Source organism: Corynebacterium sp. KPL2830 (genome assembly GCF_040225635.1).
Taxonomy (GTDB): domain Bacteria; phylum Actinomycetota; class Actinomycetes; order Mycobacteriales; family Mycobacteriaceae; genus Corynebacterium.
The window spans coordinates 86,177-100,159 of sequence record NZ_JBEHFR010000003.1 but is presented as its reverse complement, the minus strand read 5'-3'; the positions used below and the strand labels follow the sequence as shown (position 1 = coordinate 100,159).

General features: G+C 60.8%; 17 protein-coding genes. 3 read left to right on the top strand and 14 right to left on the bottom strand.

Annotated features, from left to right (window positions below):
* Positions 1-37 precede the first annotated feature (37 nt).
* The 12 genes from ABRP87_RS02100 to hisD all read right to left on the bottom strand — a co-directional run bounded on the left by ABRP87_RS02100 (position 38) and on the right by hisD (position 9,415).
* Positions 38-868 carry an indole-3-glycerol phosphate synthase TrpC gene (locus tag ABRP87_RS02100; protein WP_023022969.1) on the bottom strand — a complete coding sequence of 277 codons (831 nt, stop codon included), beginning with the start codon at positions 866-868 and terminating at the stop codon, positions 38-40.
* 86 nt (positions 869-954) lie between these two features.
* On the bottom strand, positions 955-1,590 hold the full coding sequence (locus ABRP87_RS02095) for a TIGR02234 family membrane protein (RefSeq protein ID WP_349867432.1): 636 nt from the start codon (positions 1,588-1,590) through the stop codon (positions 955-957).
* Positions 1,590-1,952: a phosphoribosyl-AMP cyclohydrolase gene (hisI, locus tag ABRP87_RS02090; RefSeq protein WP_023022973.1), complete on the bottom strand. Its 363-nt coding sequence runs from the start codon at positions 1,950-1,952 to the stop codon at positions 1,590-1,592. The genes ABRP87_RS02095 and hisI overlap by 1 nt, the downstream gene beginning before the upstream one ends.
* Positions 1,949-2,719: an imidazole glycerol phosphate synthase subunit HisF gene (gene hisF / locus ABRP87_RS02085; protein WP_349867431.1), complete on the bottom strand. Its 771-nt coding sequence runs from the start codon at positions 2,717-2,719 to the stop codon at positions 1,949-1,951. Before hisF ends, hisI begins: the two co-directional genes overlap by 4 nt.
* Positions 2,720-2,755: 36 nt before the next feature.
* Entirely contained in the window at positions 2,756-3,526 is a 771-nt protein-coding gene (locus ABRP87_RS02080; protein WP_349867428.1) for an inositol monophosphatase family protein, read from the bottom strand.
* Positions 3,527-3,529: 3 nt separating this feature from the next.
* On the bottom strand, positions 3,530-4,318 hold the full coding sequence (priA, locus tag ABRP87_RS02075) for a bifunctional 1-(5-phosphoribosyl)-5-((5-phosphoribosylamino)methylideneamino)imidazole-4-carboxamide isomerase/phosphoribosylanthranilate isomerase PriA (RefSeq protein WP_349867426.1): 789 nt from the start codon (positions 4,316-4,318) through the stop codon (positions 3,530-3,532).
* Positions 4,319-4,331: 13 nt separating this feature from the next.
* Positions 4,332-4,964, bottom strand: a complete 633-nt coding sequence (hisH, locus tag ABRP87_RS02070) for an imidazole glycerol phosphate synthase subunit HisH (protein ID WP_349867423.1) — start codon at positions 4,962-4,964, stop codon at positions 4,332-4,334.
* A 3-nt stretch (positions 4,965-4,967) separates the two neighbouring features.
* Positions 4,968-6,218: an MFS transporter gene (locus ABRP87_RS02065; protein ID WP_349867421.1), complete on the bottom strand. Its 1,251-nt coding sequence runs from the start codon at positions 6,216-6,218 to the stop codon at positions 4,968-4,970.
* A complete protein-coding gene (locus tag ABRP87_RS02060; RefSeq protein ID WP_496111633.1) occupies positions 6,215-6,373 on the bottom strand; it encodes a CG2302 family histidine operon protein in 159 nt (52 codons plus the stop codon). The genes ABRP87_RS02065 and ABRP87_RS02060 overlap by 4 nt, the downstream gene beginning before the upstream one ends.
* A gap of 12 nt (positions 6,374-6,385) precedes the next feature.
* Positions 6,386-6,988 carry an imidazoleglycerol-phosphate dehydratase HisB gene (gene hisB / locus ABRP87_RS02055; protein WP_349862756.1) on the bottom strand — a complete coding sequence of 201 codons (603 nt, stop codon included), beginning with the start codon at positions 6,986-6,988 and terminating at the stop codon, positions 6,386-6,388.
* A 3-nt stretch (positions 6,989-6,991) separates the two neighbouring features.
* On the bottom strand, positions 6,992-8,104 hold the full coding sequence (locus ABRP87_RS02050; RefSeq protein WP_349867419.1) for a histidinol-phosphate transaminase: 1,113 nt from the start codon (positions 8,102-8,104) through the stop codon (positions 6,992-6,994).
* Positions 8,105-9,415, bottom strand: a complete 1,311-nt coding sequence (gene hisD, locus ABRP87_RS02045) for a histidinol dehydrogenase (RefSeq protein ID WP_349867417.1) — start codon at positions 9,413-9,415, stop codon at positions 8,105-8,107.
* Between the two features lie 138 nt (positions 9,416-9,553).
* On the opposite strand from hisD, the gene ABRP87_RS02040 reads away from it, so the two are divergent.
* Positions 9,554-10,453, top strand: a complete 900-nt coding sequence (locus tag ABRP87_RS02040; protein WP_349852699.1) for a YbjN domain-containing protein — start codon at positions 9,554-9,556, stop codon at positions 10,451-10,453.
* On the opposite strand, the gene ABRP87_RS02035 is transcribed toward ABRP87_RS02040, so the two are convergent.
* Positions 10,440-10,859, bottom strand: coding sequence for a hypothetical protein (locus ABRP87_RS02035; protein WP_349852698.1), 420 nt, complete (start codon positions 10,857-10,859; stop codon positions 10,440-10,442). The genes ABRP87_RS02040 and ABRP87_RS02035 overlap by 14 nt on opposite strands.
* Before the next feature lie 118 nt (positions 10,860-10,977).
* A complete protein-coding gene (locus tag ABRP87_RS02030) occupies positions 10,978-11,748 on the bottom strand; it encodes a hypothetical protein (protein ID WP_349867416.1) in 771 nt (256 codons plus the stop codon).
* A gap of 161 nt (positions 11,749-11,909) precedes the next feature.
* On the opposite strand from ABRP87_RS02030, the gene ABRP87_RS02025 reads away from it, so the two are divergent.
* Positions 11,910-12,443 carry a TetR family transcriptional regulator gene (locus ABRP87_RS02025; protein WP_349852696.1) on the top strand — a complete coding sequence of 178 codons (534 nt, stop codon included), beginning with the start codon at positions 11,910-11,912 and terminating at the stop codon, positions 12,441-12,443.
* 101 nt (positions 12,444-12,544) lie between these two features.
* Positions 12,545-13,918 (top strand): exonuclease domain-containing protein, encoded by a 1,374-nt coding sequence (locus ABRP87_RS02020; RefSeq protein ID WP_349867414.1) that lies wholly within the window; start codon positions 12,545-12,547, stop codon positions 13,916-13,918.
* Positions 13,919-13,983: the final 65 nt, after the last annotated feature.

Sequence of the window (13,983 nt, the reverse complement as noted above, 5' to 3'; positions counted from 1 at the left end):
TATCAGAGTGGCCGTGAGCTAGTTTGGGGTAGTTTTCCTAGGAACTTTTACGCGAGGGGCACGCTGGGTGTTGGCCCGCAGCCACGAGAGAGCGCGCCAAGGCGGTGGGATCCTGGGCCGCCATGACGGATTCGCCGACCAGTACCGCATCCGCTCCGCGGGAGGCATAGTGGAAAAGGTTGCGGGCATTATTCACCCCGCCCACGGCGATGCGCAGAAGCGATTCCGGCAGCCCCGGGGCGATATCATTGAAGGCCTCTCGGTTGATCTCATCCGAGGCAAGCGACCACGCATTGATCGCGATGACGCTGCTGCCGGCCTTGATGGCGCGGTTGACCTCCCCGCAGGTTCGCACCTCCACGATGGCAGTCATCCCCAGCGATTCCGCGCGGTCCAGGAGGGCTTCCAATCGGGCTTGTTCTAAAAGCTCGACCTGCAGCGGGATCGCATCGGCGCCAAAGCAGCGGGCTTCGTGAATCTGGTACGGATCCACGATAAGGTCGCGCGCCATCATCGGGATATCGATGGCAGCGCGCGCAGCCGCCATATCCTCAAGCGATCCGTTAAAGCGCCGCGTATCCGTCTGGCAGGCCATCAGATGCACGCCGCAGTCCTCAAAGGTGCGCGCCCATTCGGCCATCTGCTCGGCCGAGCCCACGTGGGCAATTTCCCCGGTATAAGGAACGGCGCGCTTGAGCTCAGTAATGACTGAACACCCTGGTTTTAAGAGGGCCGCGCGGGCATCGCGGGGAGGCTCCATATCCCGTGAGCGTGCCTTTATATCTTGGAAAGAAATGCGTGCTTCACGCGCGGCGACATCCTCTAGCACCCCAGCGACCAGGTGATCGACGGCAATGGGTGTGGGCATGAGCACCTCCCTCCAAGCGCGATTAAAATCACACTTAGATTAACGCTATTCGGGGCGTTTCCGGAAATTGTGCTGCGCGAACGGGGCTATTTACGGCCTACATCGGTCGGGTCGATATCGCTATCGAGCGCATCCCACATCACACGGCCGGAATCGGATGAGGTCTCCAAATCTTCCGCCAGCTTTTCTTGGCGGGCGGCAGGGGTTTCGTATTTGCTCGACGCCTTGACCTTGTCCTTGCCCGGGTTCTGGGCCAAGAGTACGGAGCCGAAAAATGCCAGCGCGGCCCCGATAATGGCGACAACGGGGCCCAGCTTAGTGACCTCCGTGGAAATGACGGTAGCCCAATCAGAAATTGCGGCAGAATCCACCGCGTTTTCATTTGCGGACGCACCCTGCAATATTTTTTGCGCGCGCTCGGCATCAGCGCCGCTGGTCAGCAGACTAATAGGGCTCCACGCGGCGCCTGCCGCGGCGAGGGCGCACACAATGGCCACGATGCGCCGCCCCGTTCGGCGAAGCGCAATCCCCGCGAGTACACCGGCGAGGAGGATCAGCGTCAATGCCATCAGTTCTAGGGACCACGCGGAACCCACGATCTCATTGGTTGCCGAGCCCGACTTATCGTCCTCGCTTACCGCTTTTACCCAAGTGCTACGGGAAGAAAACCACAGCACCGCCGTGCCCACCGCAATAAGGAGCGGGCCAAGTCGCCTCGTCATTAGGAATCATCCCCTAAAAGAACTTTCGCATCGAAGCATGTCCGGTCACCGGTGTGGCACGCGGCGCCGCGCTGCCGCACGGTCAGCAAGATGGTATCGCCATCGCAATCAAGGCGCACACCGAGCACCTCCTGCGTATGTCCTGAGGTCTCACCCTTAATCCAATACTCGCCGCGCGAGCGCGAAAAGTAGGTTCCCTTGCGCGTGGCCAGCGTGTGGGCAAGCGCATGGTCATCCATCCAGGCAAGCATCAGCACTTCGCCGGAATCGGCCTGGGCAATAGCTGGCACGAGCCCTTGCTCATTGCGCTTGAGTAGCGCAGCAATCTGTGGGTCTAGCTCATAATCTGCGGGATTGCTCATCGGCGCACCTCGTTTCCGGCATCTGCCAAGGCCTTTTTAACCTCGCCAATTTCTACCTCCCCAAAGTGGAAAATGCTGGCTGCTAGGACAGCATCGGCACCTGCTTCAACGGCGGGTGGAAAGTCCGCTGCTGCGCCCGCTCCGCCGGAGGCAATGACGGGAATATTCACCGTTTCCCGCACCGCGCGCAGAAGTTCGAGGTCGAATCCGGCCTTCGTGCCATCTGCATCCATGGAGTTTAAAAGGATCTCCCCCACACCCAGCTCGGCGCCGGTCTGGGCCCATTCCACTGCATCGATGCCGGCCGATGTCGTCCCGCCGTGTGTCGTAACTTCAAACCCCGACGGTGCGTGCGCCGCGTCGGTGCGCCGTGCGTCCACGGATAAGACGATGCACTGCGATCCGAAGACTTCCGCCAATTCGCGCAGCAGGCTGGGATTGCCAATCGCGGCGGTATTGACCGATACCTTATCCGCGCCAGTACGCAGGAGCTCGCGGACATCGTCAACGCTGCGCACTCCCCCGCCCACGGTGAGGGGGATAAAGACTTGATCGGCGGTGCGGCGTACCACATCGAGCATGGTGGACCGGCCGTGTTTGGAGGCGGAGACATCAAGAAAAGTCAGTTCGTCCGCTCCCAATTCCTCATAGCGCGCGGCTAATTCCACGGGGTCTCCTGCATCGCGCAGGTGAGCAAAATTCACGCCCTTGACTACGCGGCCTTGATCCACATCAAGGCACGGGATTATGCGTACGGCTACAGCCATGCGGGGCTTACTCCTTCACAGGTCGGTGGGGTGGGATTAAGTTGAGTGGTGAGATAGGATTTCCAGGATTGTCTCGTGTACCTGCGGGGTACCGGAGACCATACCCCCCGACTTCACGGTCCATGGATTGCCCTCTGGATCCGTGACGATGCCCCCGGCGGCCTTAATAAGGAGCGCTCCCGCCGCGTTATCCCACGGGTGCGGCGAGAAATTAACGGCGCCGTCAAAAACTCCCTGGGCCACGAAGGCACTATCTAGTCCCACCGAGCCCGTCATGCGCGGGCGCAAGCCGGTTTCGCGCAATTCGTGGATTGCCGCAGTGGGAAGATAGGAGGAACAACCCACGTGTCCACGGGCTTCATCCAATTCTGGGGACTCTTCCCCGCCACCGAATCCGCCGGACGGCCCGCCTGCAGAACGCAGCGGCGAACCGTCGCTGGCAACCAAACGCCTGCTCAAGAGCGGAAAGTCGGAGACAGCCGCGATGGGCTGGCCTTCGTGAACCAGGGCCACCAAGATGCCAGCCATCGGGTTGCCCGCGGAATAGTTTGCGGTCCCATCAATTGGATCGACGACCCACACGGTGTCGTGGATACTACCGCCGGATTCCTCCCCGTAGACTGGGATACCGGTCATCTGCTGCAAGATATCGCGCAGCTGCTTTTCGATGGCCAAGTCCACCTCTGTGGCGAAATCGCCCCGGCTCTTAAAGTGGGCCGGTGGCGCCCCGATGCCGGATCGAAAGATGGGCTCGACCTGGTCAACGGCCGCCTCCGCGAAGGCCACCAACTCGCGCGGATCCATCATCGTTTACTCTTCCTCGGGGTCATAAGGATCGATGGGCACCTCTGCGGGAAGCGGCTCTACCTCTGCCACTACCGCTAGTGCCTCATTCAGGCTGAAGTTTCCCTCATATAGCGCCTTGCCGATGATCGCCGAATCGATGCCCTCATTTTCATACCGAGCCAGATCGCTAAGATCTGCCAGGGAGGAAATGCCGCCGGAGGCGGTCACCTTGGCATCGGTTGCCATAGCTACCTCGCGCAGTAATTCCACATTGGGCCCAGTCAGCGTCCCGTCCTTGGACACGTCCGTGACCACGAAGCGCTGACATCCTGCGGCATCGAGGCGCTCGAGTACCTCCCAGAGATCCCCGCCATCGGAGACCCAACCATTGCCCTTCGTGCGCCATTCGCCATCTTCTAAACGCACAGCCAAATCCACGGCAACTTTCTCGCCATACTGCCCAAGGATCTTTTCTATCCACTCTGGGTTTTCTAAGGCGGCGGTGCCAATATTGATGCGGTTCGCGCCAGTGGCCAGTGCGCGCTCTACCCCTGCATCATCGCGGATGCCGCCGGTAAGCTCGACATTGATACCGAGTTCTTGGGTAATCCCCGCCATTTGCTCGTGGTTGGAGCCGCGGTTAAAGGCAGCATCGAGATCAACAAAGTGCAGCCACTGGGCGCCTTGGCGCTGCCACTCGAGAGCGGCGTCCCGTGGGGCGCCGTAGACCTTTTCGGTGCCGGCCTCTCCCTGATCTAGGCGCACGGCCTTGCCGCCGGCGACATCGACTGCGGGCAAAAGCGTAAAAGTCATGGTTTCATCCTACCTAGAGCGTGTGCATCCAGTTTTCCAGTAGTTGCGCGCCCGCATCCCCGGATTTTTCGGGGTGGAATTGCGTAGCCCAGAGCGCGCCATTTTCCACTGCCGCCACGAATGAATCACCGGCGTGCGTGGACCAGCTCACCAGCGGCGGGCGAGTAATGACGGTTTCTAATTCCCAGCGGCGCACGCCGTAGGAATGCACGAAATAAAATCGCTCATCGGCATTAAGCCCGGCAAACATCGCGCTGTCATCCGGCATCTCGACGGTATTCCAGCCCATATGCGGCAAAACATCGGACTGCAGGCGTTCGACCGTACCCGGCCATTCGCCGCAGCCTTCGGAGTGGATGCCGTGCTCGACGCCGGCATCGAAAAGCACCTGCATTCCCACACAAATACCCATGACCGGCCGCTCCCCTGCTAAGCGCTGGCCGATGACCCTCGGCCCATTCACGGCCTTCAGCCCTGTCATGCAGGCATCGAACGCGCCTACACCGGGAACCAGCAGCCCGTCTGCCTCGAGGGCCTGATAAGGATCCGCCGTGACGGTTACCTCTGCCCCGACGCGCTCGAGGGCACGCTGGGCAGAGCGAATATTGCCCGCGCCGTAGTCCAATAACACCACCGATTTTGTCATGGGCTATACCTTACGCATTCGACGCAAACGGGTGCGGATATCGTTGGTCTCGCTGATACGAGTCCGGCCCAGGATGAAGTCCGCCGTGGTGAGCAGCAACCCGGCGATAAGGATCGCAACCCCCGCTCCAAAGGCGCCGTCGTAGCCATAGCCCGCCACCATGGCGCCGAGCAGGGTCGAGCCCAAGCCTGTGCCGCTATCGTAGAAAATATTCCAAATGGCCGAAGCCTCCGAGACCCGCTCGCGGGGCAGCCGGTCAAACATGGATAGCAAGGCCTCGTTTTGTGCGACACCGAAGGCGCCACCGAAAAGAACGGCGCCGAGCACCAGCCACCAGATGGAGCCTTCCATAAACAGGGTGAGCGAAATCGTCCCGACACCGATGATCGCCATGATCTGGGTCGGAATGTATAGGCTGCCTGGGGCGCCAGTGCGGTCTGCCACCACGCCGGCGAAGTAACGGAAGATCATCGCCGCGCCGCCGACGATGGACAACATGACACCGGCCAGGCTGGCGCCCTTAGCGGCATCGAGTTCCTGCATTGCGGGGGACAAGAAAGAGGAAATTGCACCGTAGCTCATGGAGAAGGTGGTCAAGGCTAGAGCCGGGACCAACACCAGCTTCCAGGTAGGAACGCGGATGATATTGACTTCTTCATCGTTATCCTCGGCCAAGGTGACCTTGATCTTGGGGATGCGCAGGCACATAGCAAAACCCAAGAAGCCGATCAGACCGGCGGTGATATAAGTAGAGGCGTATCCTAGCGAATCGGCCATGAACAGGCCGAGCGGCAAGAAGATCATCTGCCCCAAGCCTGTAAATACACCAATCATACCGGTGGCCTTACCCAGCAGACGCACCGGCGAGAGCTCTGCAATGAGCGCGGATTCGGACACGGTGAGGGCGCCGAAGCCCACCCCGCGCATAGCGGAAAATAGCAAGACGATCCAGGCGTCGGTACCCAACAGGTGGCCAAAGGCCGGTACGCCCAGGGTAAAAGCGGACAGCGCCATTACGCGCCGGTAGCCCCAGCGGCGCAATAGCCACGGTGATATAATCTGCGTGGCAACCGTAAAGGCCATGAAGATACCGGTGGCCCCACCTGCCAAGGTCGCGGAACCGCCGGAATCAATGACGGCAAGCGGCACCACAGGAAGCAGGATGGACCAAGCGCCAAAGGCAGCGGCGATGGCTACCATCGTCGGCGTATATCCGGGCACCTTCCAAATATTGGTCTCTTGGGATTCGCTCATTTACTAAAGCCTCCAACCATCCAGGCGATGGCCGCGGCCGCGGTGATAACGGCTAAAAGCGCGGCGACGACCGTAAAAAACTTCGAGTCCTGCTGATACGCGGACCAGGCCCCTCCTACCAAGAGGCCTGCCACCAGAAACAGGATGAGGATCATAAACTGCACGGGCTACAGGGCTCCTTTCGTCGAAGGGATTCCAGTCTGTCGCGGATCGTGGTCCACGGCAGCGCGCAGCGCGCGGGCTACCGCCTTGTATTCAGCCTCGGTCACGTGGTGCGGATCGCGGCCGTAGCGCACGTTGACATGCAGGGTAATAGCTGCGTGCGTGGCCAAGGATTCGAAGAAGTGGCGGTTAATCACCGTGGCATAGTGCCCGCCGATGACCTGCCACTGCAGGTGTTCCGGTTCGCCATTCATTACAAAGTACGCGCGGCCCGAAAAGTCCACTACCGCCTCTACCAGTGCTTCATCCATGGGCAGCAATTGGGAGCCGAAGCGGCGGATCCCGGCCTTATCCCCCACTGCTTCCCGCAGGGCCTGGCCTAATACGATGGCGGTATCTTCCACGGTGTGGTGGGCATCAACCTCCACGTCACCGATAGCCTTGACCTGCAGGTCAAAGAGCCCGTGTGTGGCAAATGCGGTAAGCATATGGTCAAAGAACGGCAGCCCAGTGGAAATGTCGCTTTTCCCGGTGCCGTCAAGGTCGATGGAAACGGTGATATCCGATTCCGATGTTGCTCTTTGGGCACGCCCCACACGGTTTGTCATAAATCACTCCTTTGAAGTATCCGCTCCTACTGTAGTCGCTAGCTTTTCCGCCGCAGCCAGAAAGGCCGCATTTTCTTCTGGCAGGCCGATGGTCACGCGCAAATACCCGTCGATCCCTACATCGCGGATGAGCACCTCTTCATCCAAGAACTGCTCCCACACGCGGTGTTGATCCGCAAAATTGCCAAAGAAAAGGAAATTCGATTCGCTCGGCATGACGGTATAGCCCATCTCGCGCAGGCGCCCTGCCACCATGTCGCGTTCGGCAGCGATGGTCGCCACAGTAGCGAGGGTAACTGCGCTGTGGCGCAGGGCCACAGTGGCCGCTGCCTGGGATAAGACGGACAGGTGATACGGCAGGCGCACCAGCATGATGGCCTCCACGAAGGCCGGGTCCGCCACGAAGTAGCCCAAGCGCCCGCCGGCAAAGTCGAAGGCCTTCGACATCGTGCGCGAGACCACGAGCTTGGTGGGGTATTTTTCTAACAGGCTCGTCGCGGACGGCGAGTCAGAAAACTCGGCGTAGGCTTCGTCCACGATGACGATGCCGGGGGCGGCATCGATAAGCGCGGCAATATCTTCCAGGCTGGTTACCCCACCGGTGGGGTTATTCGGGGTGGTAACAAAGATGACGTCGGGCTGGTGCTCGGCCACTGCTGCCAAGGCGCGGTCCATATCGATGGCGAAGTTCTCATCGCGCGGGCACTCGATAAAACGCGTGTGAGTACCGGCAGAAAGGATCGGGTGCATGGAATACGACGGCGTAAATCCCAGCACGCTGCGCCCGGGCCCGCCGAAGGCCTGCAAAAGCTGCTGCAGGATCTCATTGGAACCGTTGGCTGCCCAGACCTGCTCGTAGGTGACTTCCACGCCGGTTTGCTGCGAAACATAGCGGGCCAGCTCGGTGCGCAGCTCGACTGCATCGCGCTCTGGGTAGCGGTTGAGCGAGCTGGCGCAGCGGCGGACCTCGTCCACGAGGGCATCGACAAGCGCGGGCGAGGGCGGGAAAGGATTCTCGTTGGTATTGAGCTGGTAGGCCACCCGCAGCTGCGGGGCGCCATAGGCGGTCTCGCCGCGCAATTCCTCGCGCAGCGGTAGGTCATGTAGCTGGGCCATTTATTTCTCCTCGAATCGGGCGCGGATAGCCTCCCCGTGGGCGGGAAGGCGCTCGGCATTAGCAAAGGCGATGACGTTGGGGGCGATTTCTTCCAGGGCGCCGCGGTCATAATCGATGAGATTGACCGGCCGGAGGAAGGTGTGGGTGGAAAGCCCGGCGGAAAACCGCGCCGTACCCGAGGTAGGCAGCACGTGGTTGGAACCGGCCGAATAGTCCCCCAAAGGCACCGGGGAATACGCCCCGACGAAGATGGCGCCGGCGTGGTTGATGCGCTCTGCCACCGCGTGCGGCTGCGCGGTGTGGATTTCTAAGTGCTCGGCGGCATATGCATTCGCCACGGCGATGCCCGCGTCCACGGAATCCACCAGCACGATGCCGGATTGCTCGCCGGTTAAGGCCTCAGCGGCGCGGACGGAGTTCTCCGTTGCCGTATAGCGGCGCTCGACTTCTTGCTGCACCTGCTGGGCCACGCTTTCCGATGCCGTGATTAACACGCTTGCCGCCATCGGATCATGCTCCGCCTGAGAGATGAGGTCATAGGCAACGTAGACGGGGTTTGCGGTCTCATCCGCCAAGATGGCGATTTCGGTCGGGCCGGCCTCCGCATCGGTACCGACTACCCCGCGCACCGCCCTTTTGGCCGCCGCGACAAAGATATTGCCCGGACCGGTAATCATGTCCACGGGCTCTACGTCCTCTTCCGCATCGCCGTAGGCCAAAAGCGCGACCGCCTGGCCGCCGCCTACGGCCCATACTTCTTCCACGCCCAGCATGTGGCACGTGGCCAAGACCGTAGGGTGTGGCAAGCCACCGTGTTCCTTTTGCGGCGGGGAGGCCACCACCAAGCTGGAGGCACCGGCCTCTTGCGCGGGCACGGTATTCATGATGACCGAAGACGGGTAGACCGCCTTGCCGCCGGGAACATAGAGGCCAACGCGCTCGATGGGCCGGAATACCTCGGTCACGGTGGCGCCGGGGGCCAGCTGAGTGGTGTGCGACTCCGGTTTTTGGTCCGCATGCACGCGGCGCACCCGCTCAATGGAGGCCTCGATGGCCGCGCGCACCTGGGGATCAAGTTTGTCGGCGGCCCGCTGCAGTTCTGCCTGGGGGACGCGCAGGGACGGTGGGCGCACCCCATCGAATTGCTCCCCATAATCCAACGCTGCCTGGACGCCTTCGTCGCGCACCTTATTGACCATCGGCACGACGGTCCCCATGACGGAATTGACATCGGTGCCGCCGCGCGGAAGAACGCGGCGCAGCGTGGCGGGGCGAAGCTGTTGACCGCGGAGATCGATGGTTCGAAGCATTCCTGGCTCACTTTCTGGTTGATCACCGTGGGCTATATCTGTAGACAAATCAATATACTATCGCCCAAAGCGCCGCGGGGACACCCTCTTGGGCGATAGACTCAAAATCAACTTCCAGCGAAGGCGAGTGTGCGGTGCATGATGATCGAATTTGAATCCACCAGTCTTGAGCGGCACCTGCGCGCCATCGTCCGCGAGCTTGATTTTTCCTATTGGGCGCTACCTACTGGAGAACTCGTCATTTCCCATGGGCAGGCGGGGTCCACGCTGGTCTTTGTGTCGCAGACCGACGATGTGGTTGTCCACCTGCACACCACTCTGCGCGGCGCGGTTGACTTGGGCGAGGCCGCCGCGCTGTCCCGATTTATCACCAGTTGGAATGCCGATTGCCTCTACCCCACCGCCGTGCTGGACTATGACGAGGCCGGGTCGCTGGTGCTGTGTGGGCAGAGCCACTTCAGCACTGGAACTGCACCAACGCACGATCAATTGGCCGCTTTTGTGCCCGCCGCACTCAACGGCGCAGAGGTGCTCATCAGCGTGGCAACGCGCGAGTTTCCGGCCCTGGCCCAAGAACCAGATCTAATGCTGGCTCAAAACGATACCGCTACACCGCCCGCGTTCACCTTGGATCTCCTCGCGGCCGCTCTACCGCAAATAGGCATCGACCGCTTCCATAGCGATGGTGAAATCTGCCTATTTGCCCTCGTCAACTCCATCGCCTGCACCTTTACCCTCGACTCTGGGCCTAGCCTCATCATCACAGGCCGGTGGGACCTGAATGCGGATGAGGACGAATTCACCCGTTTGTTTTTGATCTGCAATGACTGGAACCGGGCAAACCACAGCGCCACCGCCTACTGCCGCTCCACCGACGAGGGCCTCCACATCCACGTCGATGTGCCGACCCTGACCGGGGCGGGCCTTCACCAAGGCCAGCTGCTGCGGGTTTTAAGCCACAGCCTCGATGCGATCCTGCACGCAATCGATGACATCGCGCGGGAATTCTGTGGCAGCTCCCCGGTTAAGTGGGCGTAGCTACTTCCCTTTGCGCACTGGCCTCTTTGCCAGCCGTCTCCCAGTCCGCGTCGGAGCTAATAAACGCGGTGCACCAATAGGAAAACATGGCCAAAAATGGGGCTACCGCCCAGGCCACGGCGGGCGAAAAATTCGGCGCAAACTCCACGACGTCCCCGGGGCTGTCCGGCGGGTGCGTTGCGGTGATGCCACCAAAGACGTAGAAGGAAGCGGCACCGGTAAGCGCGCACAGCCCTACCCACAGCAGCATCGTGAGACCACGCCCGCGACGCTGCGCGAATGCGGCCAGTCCGAGGCACAGCCCCAAGAAACCCGTGACGAGTGCAAAGGTCATAAATGCGACGAATTGCGCGTTGCCCGCGGCTTCAATGGCGTAGCCGCCACCGTCGACAGCATGGCCGGTCATCGTAGGGCGCATAACCCCCCAGAGCGCGCCACAGATGCCGAAAACAAACAGGGAACACGCGAGGAGCCCCGCACCGAAACCGAGAGTGCGGGGCAAGCGAGCTTGGCGGAAAGACAATTTAGTTACAGAAGGTCCAGTTACCGTCCTCGCGGCGGAAACGAACGGTGGAGGTATCGGTACCGTCCGGGTTCGACACGCTCACGGTAGCGGAGGCATCATCGCCATTGACCACAACGTCATTGATCGATTCCAGCTTGGTGGAGGTAGGGATGGCCTCTAGCTGGTCGGCGAACTCGTTGATCTTGGCATTGCCCTGGCTTTGCTGGCGCATGGAGTTTGCGTATTCCGCAAAGGACTGGTTGGGCAGGCTATCGACGTAGTTGAGGTACTGCTGGAAATCCCCGGACTCACCTTCGCGCACGGCCTTGCAGGCGTGGGCAGGCATGTATCCAAAGTAGTCCTTAACATTGTCAATCTCATGCTGCCCGCGCACCAACTGCTCAATGGCCTGCTTATCGCCATCGCTTGCTTCTTGCCCACCTTCAATGGGCTTGATGTCCTGGGCGTTGGCGAAGGGATCGTCCTCATTCTCAATGGGGTTCGCGTTGGTGCCCTCATTGCCGCCTTCGTCGCCCTTCTCCTTAGGCTCCTCGGCAGCCTTTTTCTTGTCCTTTTCTTCCTTTTCCTTCTTTTTATCCTTATCTGCGTCTTTGTCCTCAGACTTTTTCGCCGATTCCTTCGCGGAGGTCTCAGAGGACGAGGAAGCAGACGAAGACGACGTGGTCTTCGTCGAATCGTCCTCATCGTCCGAGCTACATGCAGCTAAGGCAAGCGGGGCAACCATAGCGACCGCGAAAAGGGACTTCTTTGCAGGGGTCAAAAAGGACAAGGGAGAGCTCCTGAATCGTTCTTTCGAATGCGAAGCCGCCTCACGACGGGTTCTTTTGTCCCCGCAATCCTAACAATGCAAGTTTGCAAGGGACATTATTGCAGTCTTAAAAGTACCTGTGAGCTATTCCTTGCCGCGGTGAAACACGTACAATTTCCACTGTGCAACTACATCGCGAGAGCATCATCGAGGCCGCCACGACCCTATTGAATACTTATGGGCTTGCCGATGTCACCATGCGCCGCGTCGCTTCCTCCCTCGGCGTTGCTCCGGGGGCGCTGTATTGGCACATCGCCAATAAGCAGGCGCTCATTGCCGCTCTTGCCGAAGATATTATCGCCCCCGTCGCCGGTTCCACGCTGGAAGAGATTAGCCTGCACCTGCGCGAATTGCTCCTAGCCCGGCGCGATGGAGCGGAGGTTGCCATTGCCGGCCTCTCCCAGCCGGATTCCCAGGCCTGGGATCACCTCGTCGCGCAGTTTAGCTCCGCCACCTGCCCCGATTTCGATGATACTGCCCGCAAGGCCGCCGCCCTTTCTGCCGTGCACCTCGTGTTGGGCGCCACGCTGCTCGAGCAATCCCAGCGCCAACTGCTAGAAACCACCGGTGGGACCACCGCGGCCGACTACCGCGCCGATTTGGTGCATGGCGTGCGGATTATTAATGCCGGTTTGCAGCACAGCGGGGCGGACTAAAACATTTCACCCCCGCGGCGGATTTCCCACAAGCACAAGCGAGTACGATCTCTGTGCAGCAGCCCTCCTTAGATTGTCACCTCAGAAGAAAGGCCATTTTCGTGTCGTATCCCGCGCATGGCGTATTCATCGATGTCACTGCGGAAAAAATCGTGCTTCACCGCAGCCTGCTCTCCCGCAGCTTGGGCGCGCCTGCCACCGCAGAAATCGCGCTCGATGCCATCGATGACCTGCGCGCCCACGAACCCACCGCCACCGGGTTTGGTTCGCTGTCCCTGGGCAGCGCCGGCAGCATTGCCTTCGCCCCGCACCAGGATCCCCACCGCGTGGCGCGCGCCATTGAGGCGGCACAAAAGGGCGACGCACCGGCGGAAGCCGCACCCGAACCCGCAGCAGCTGCAACCCCGACCGTTAGCGAAGAAAACCCGGGGCTTGATTTCGTCGCGGTAGATGTAGAAACCGCCAATGATAATTGGGGGTCCATCTGCCAGATCGGCGCTGTGCGTTACCGCGATGGCCAAGAAACCGCGGCCCAGTCGTGGCTGTGCACCCCTCCCCCAGGCTTGGAGCACTTTGCCGAAATCAATATCTCCATCCATGGGATTACCGCCGCCGATGTCGAAGGTGCCATGCCCTTTGCCACAGCGGCCGCAGAGCTCTTTGATTTCATCGGCAGCGATGTCATCGTCGCGCACAATGTCCAATTCGATTCTTCCGCGCTGCGCTCCGGATTGCTGGCCGCCGGAGCCGATGTCCCCACCGTCCCGCTGGCCTGCTCGCTCGCTTTGTCCCGCGACGCTTCAAAGCAAGGTGTTATTTCGGTGGCCAACCACAAGCTTCCCACCGTGGTGAAACACCTTGGCGGCGCCTCTTTTACCCACCACGATGCCACCGAGGACGCCCGCGCCGCCGGCACCATCATCACCGGGCTGGCCCAACGCTTCGGGCATACCGGAAGCATCACTGATCTCTTTACCAGCCGGGAGTTTAGCCTCGGCCGCCTCGAATCCTCGGCCATCCTGCCGGTCCTGCGCGCGCATACCGCGCCCACCTCCGGCGACGATCTGGGCGCCGGTACCGATTTCCGCGATTCCACCCGGTCCGCCGGAACCAGCAAAAAGCCCGCCTCTTCCGGCCGGGCGCCGTGGCAGGCCGTGGCCACCCCGGATACCATCCCAGATCCCAATCCCGATGCCGATCCAAAGGGCGCGCTCTACGGCCAGCACGTCACCCTGACCGGCGATTTCGAGCCGTACGATAAGGGGCTGCTGTGGCAGGGAATCGCCAAGCGCGGCGGGCAAGTGGGCAAAAACGTCACCAAGAAGACCACGCTGCTCGTCGTCGGCGAATGGGCAAAGAAGACCTCCAAAGAAAAGCGCGCCGAAGAGCTGCAAGAAAAGGGCCAGGACATCACCATGTGGTCCGGCGCCCAGCTCTTTTCTGAGCTGGAGCTCGACGCCGAGCCGCCTTTTTAAACCCGCAGGGAACCACCCGGCCATTTCTCCAGTCCAATAGGGGCGGATACGCACTACCTTGGAGA

Bases quoted from the DNA above. Each gene is read 5' to 3' on its own strand.
- ABRP87_RS02080 (WP_349867428.1), bottom strand. From the start codon at position 3,526: ATGATGGATCCGCGCGAGTTGGTGGCCTTCGCGGAGGCGGCCGTTGAC.
- hisF (WP_349867431.1), bottom strand. From the start codon at position 2,719: ATGGCTGTAGCCGTACGCATAATCCCGTGCCTTGATGTGGATCAAGGC.
- hisD (WP_349867417.1), bottom strand. From the start codon at position 9,415: ATGCTTCGAACCATCGATCTCCGCGGTCAACAGCTTCGCCCCGCCACG.
- hisI (WP_023022973.1), bottom strand. From the start codon at position 1,952: ATGAGCAATCCCGCAGATTATGAGCTAGACCCACAGATTGCTGCGCTA.
- hisH (WP_349867423.1), bottom strand. From the start codon at position 4,964: ATGACAAAATCGGTGGTGTTATTGGACTACGGCGCGGGCAATATTCGC.
- ABRP87_RS02040 (WP_349852699.1), top strand. From the start codon at position 9,554: ATGATGATCGAATTTGAATCCACCAGTCTTGAGCGGCACCTGCGCGCC.
- ABRP87_RS02050 (WP_349867419.1), bottom strand. From the start codon at position 8,104: ATGGCCCAGCTACATGACCTACCGCTGCGCGAGGAATTGCGCGGCGAG.
- priA (WP_349867426.1), bottom strand. From the start codon at position 4,318: ATGACTTTTACGCTTTTGCCCGCAGTCGATGTCGCCGGCGGCAAGGCC.
- ABRP87_RS02035 (WP_349852698.1), bottom strand. From the start codon at position 10,859: ATGACCGGCCATGCTGTCGACGGTGGCGGCTACGCCATTGAAGCCGCG.
- ABRP87_RS02095 (WP_349867432.1), bottom strand. From the start codon at position 1,590: ATGACGAGGCGACTTGGCCCGCTCCTTATTGCGGTGGGCACGGCGGTG.
- ABRP87_RS02065 (WP_349867421.1), bottom strand. From the start codon at position 6,218: ATGAGCGAATCCCAAGAGACCAATATTTGGAAGGTGCCCGGATATACG.
- ABRP87_RS02060 (WP_496111633.1), bottom strand. From the start codon at position 6,373: ATGATCCTCATCCTGTTTCTGGTGGCAGGCCTCTTGGTAGGAGGGGCC.
- ABRP87_RS02100 (WP_023022969.1), bottom strand. From the start codon at position 868: ATGCCCACACCCATTGCCGTCGATCACCTGGTCGCTGGGGTGCTAGAG.
- hisB (WP_349862756.1), bottom strand. From the start codon at position 6,988: ATGACAAACCGTGTGGGGCGTGCCCAAAGAGCAACATCGGAATCGGAT.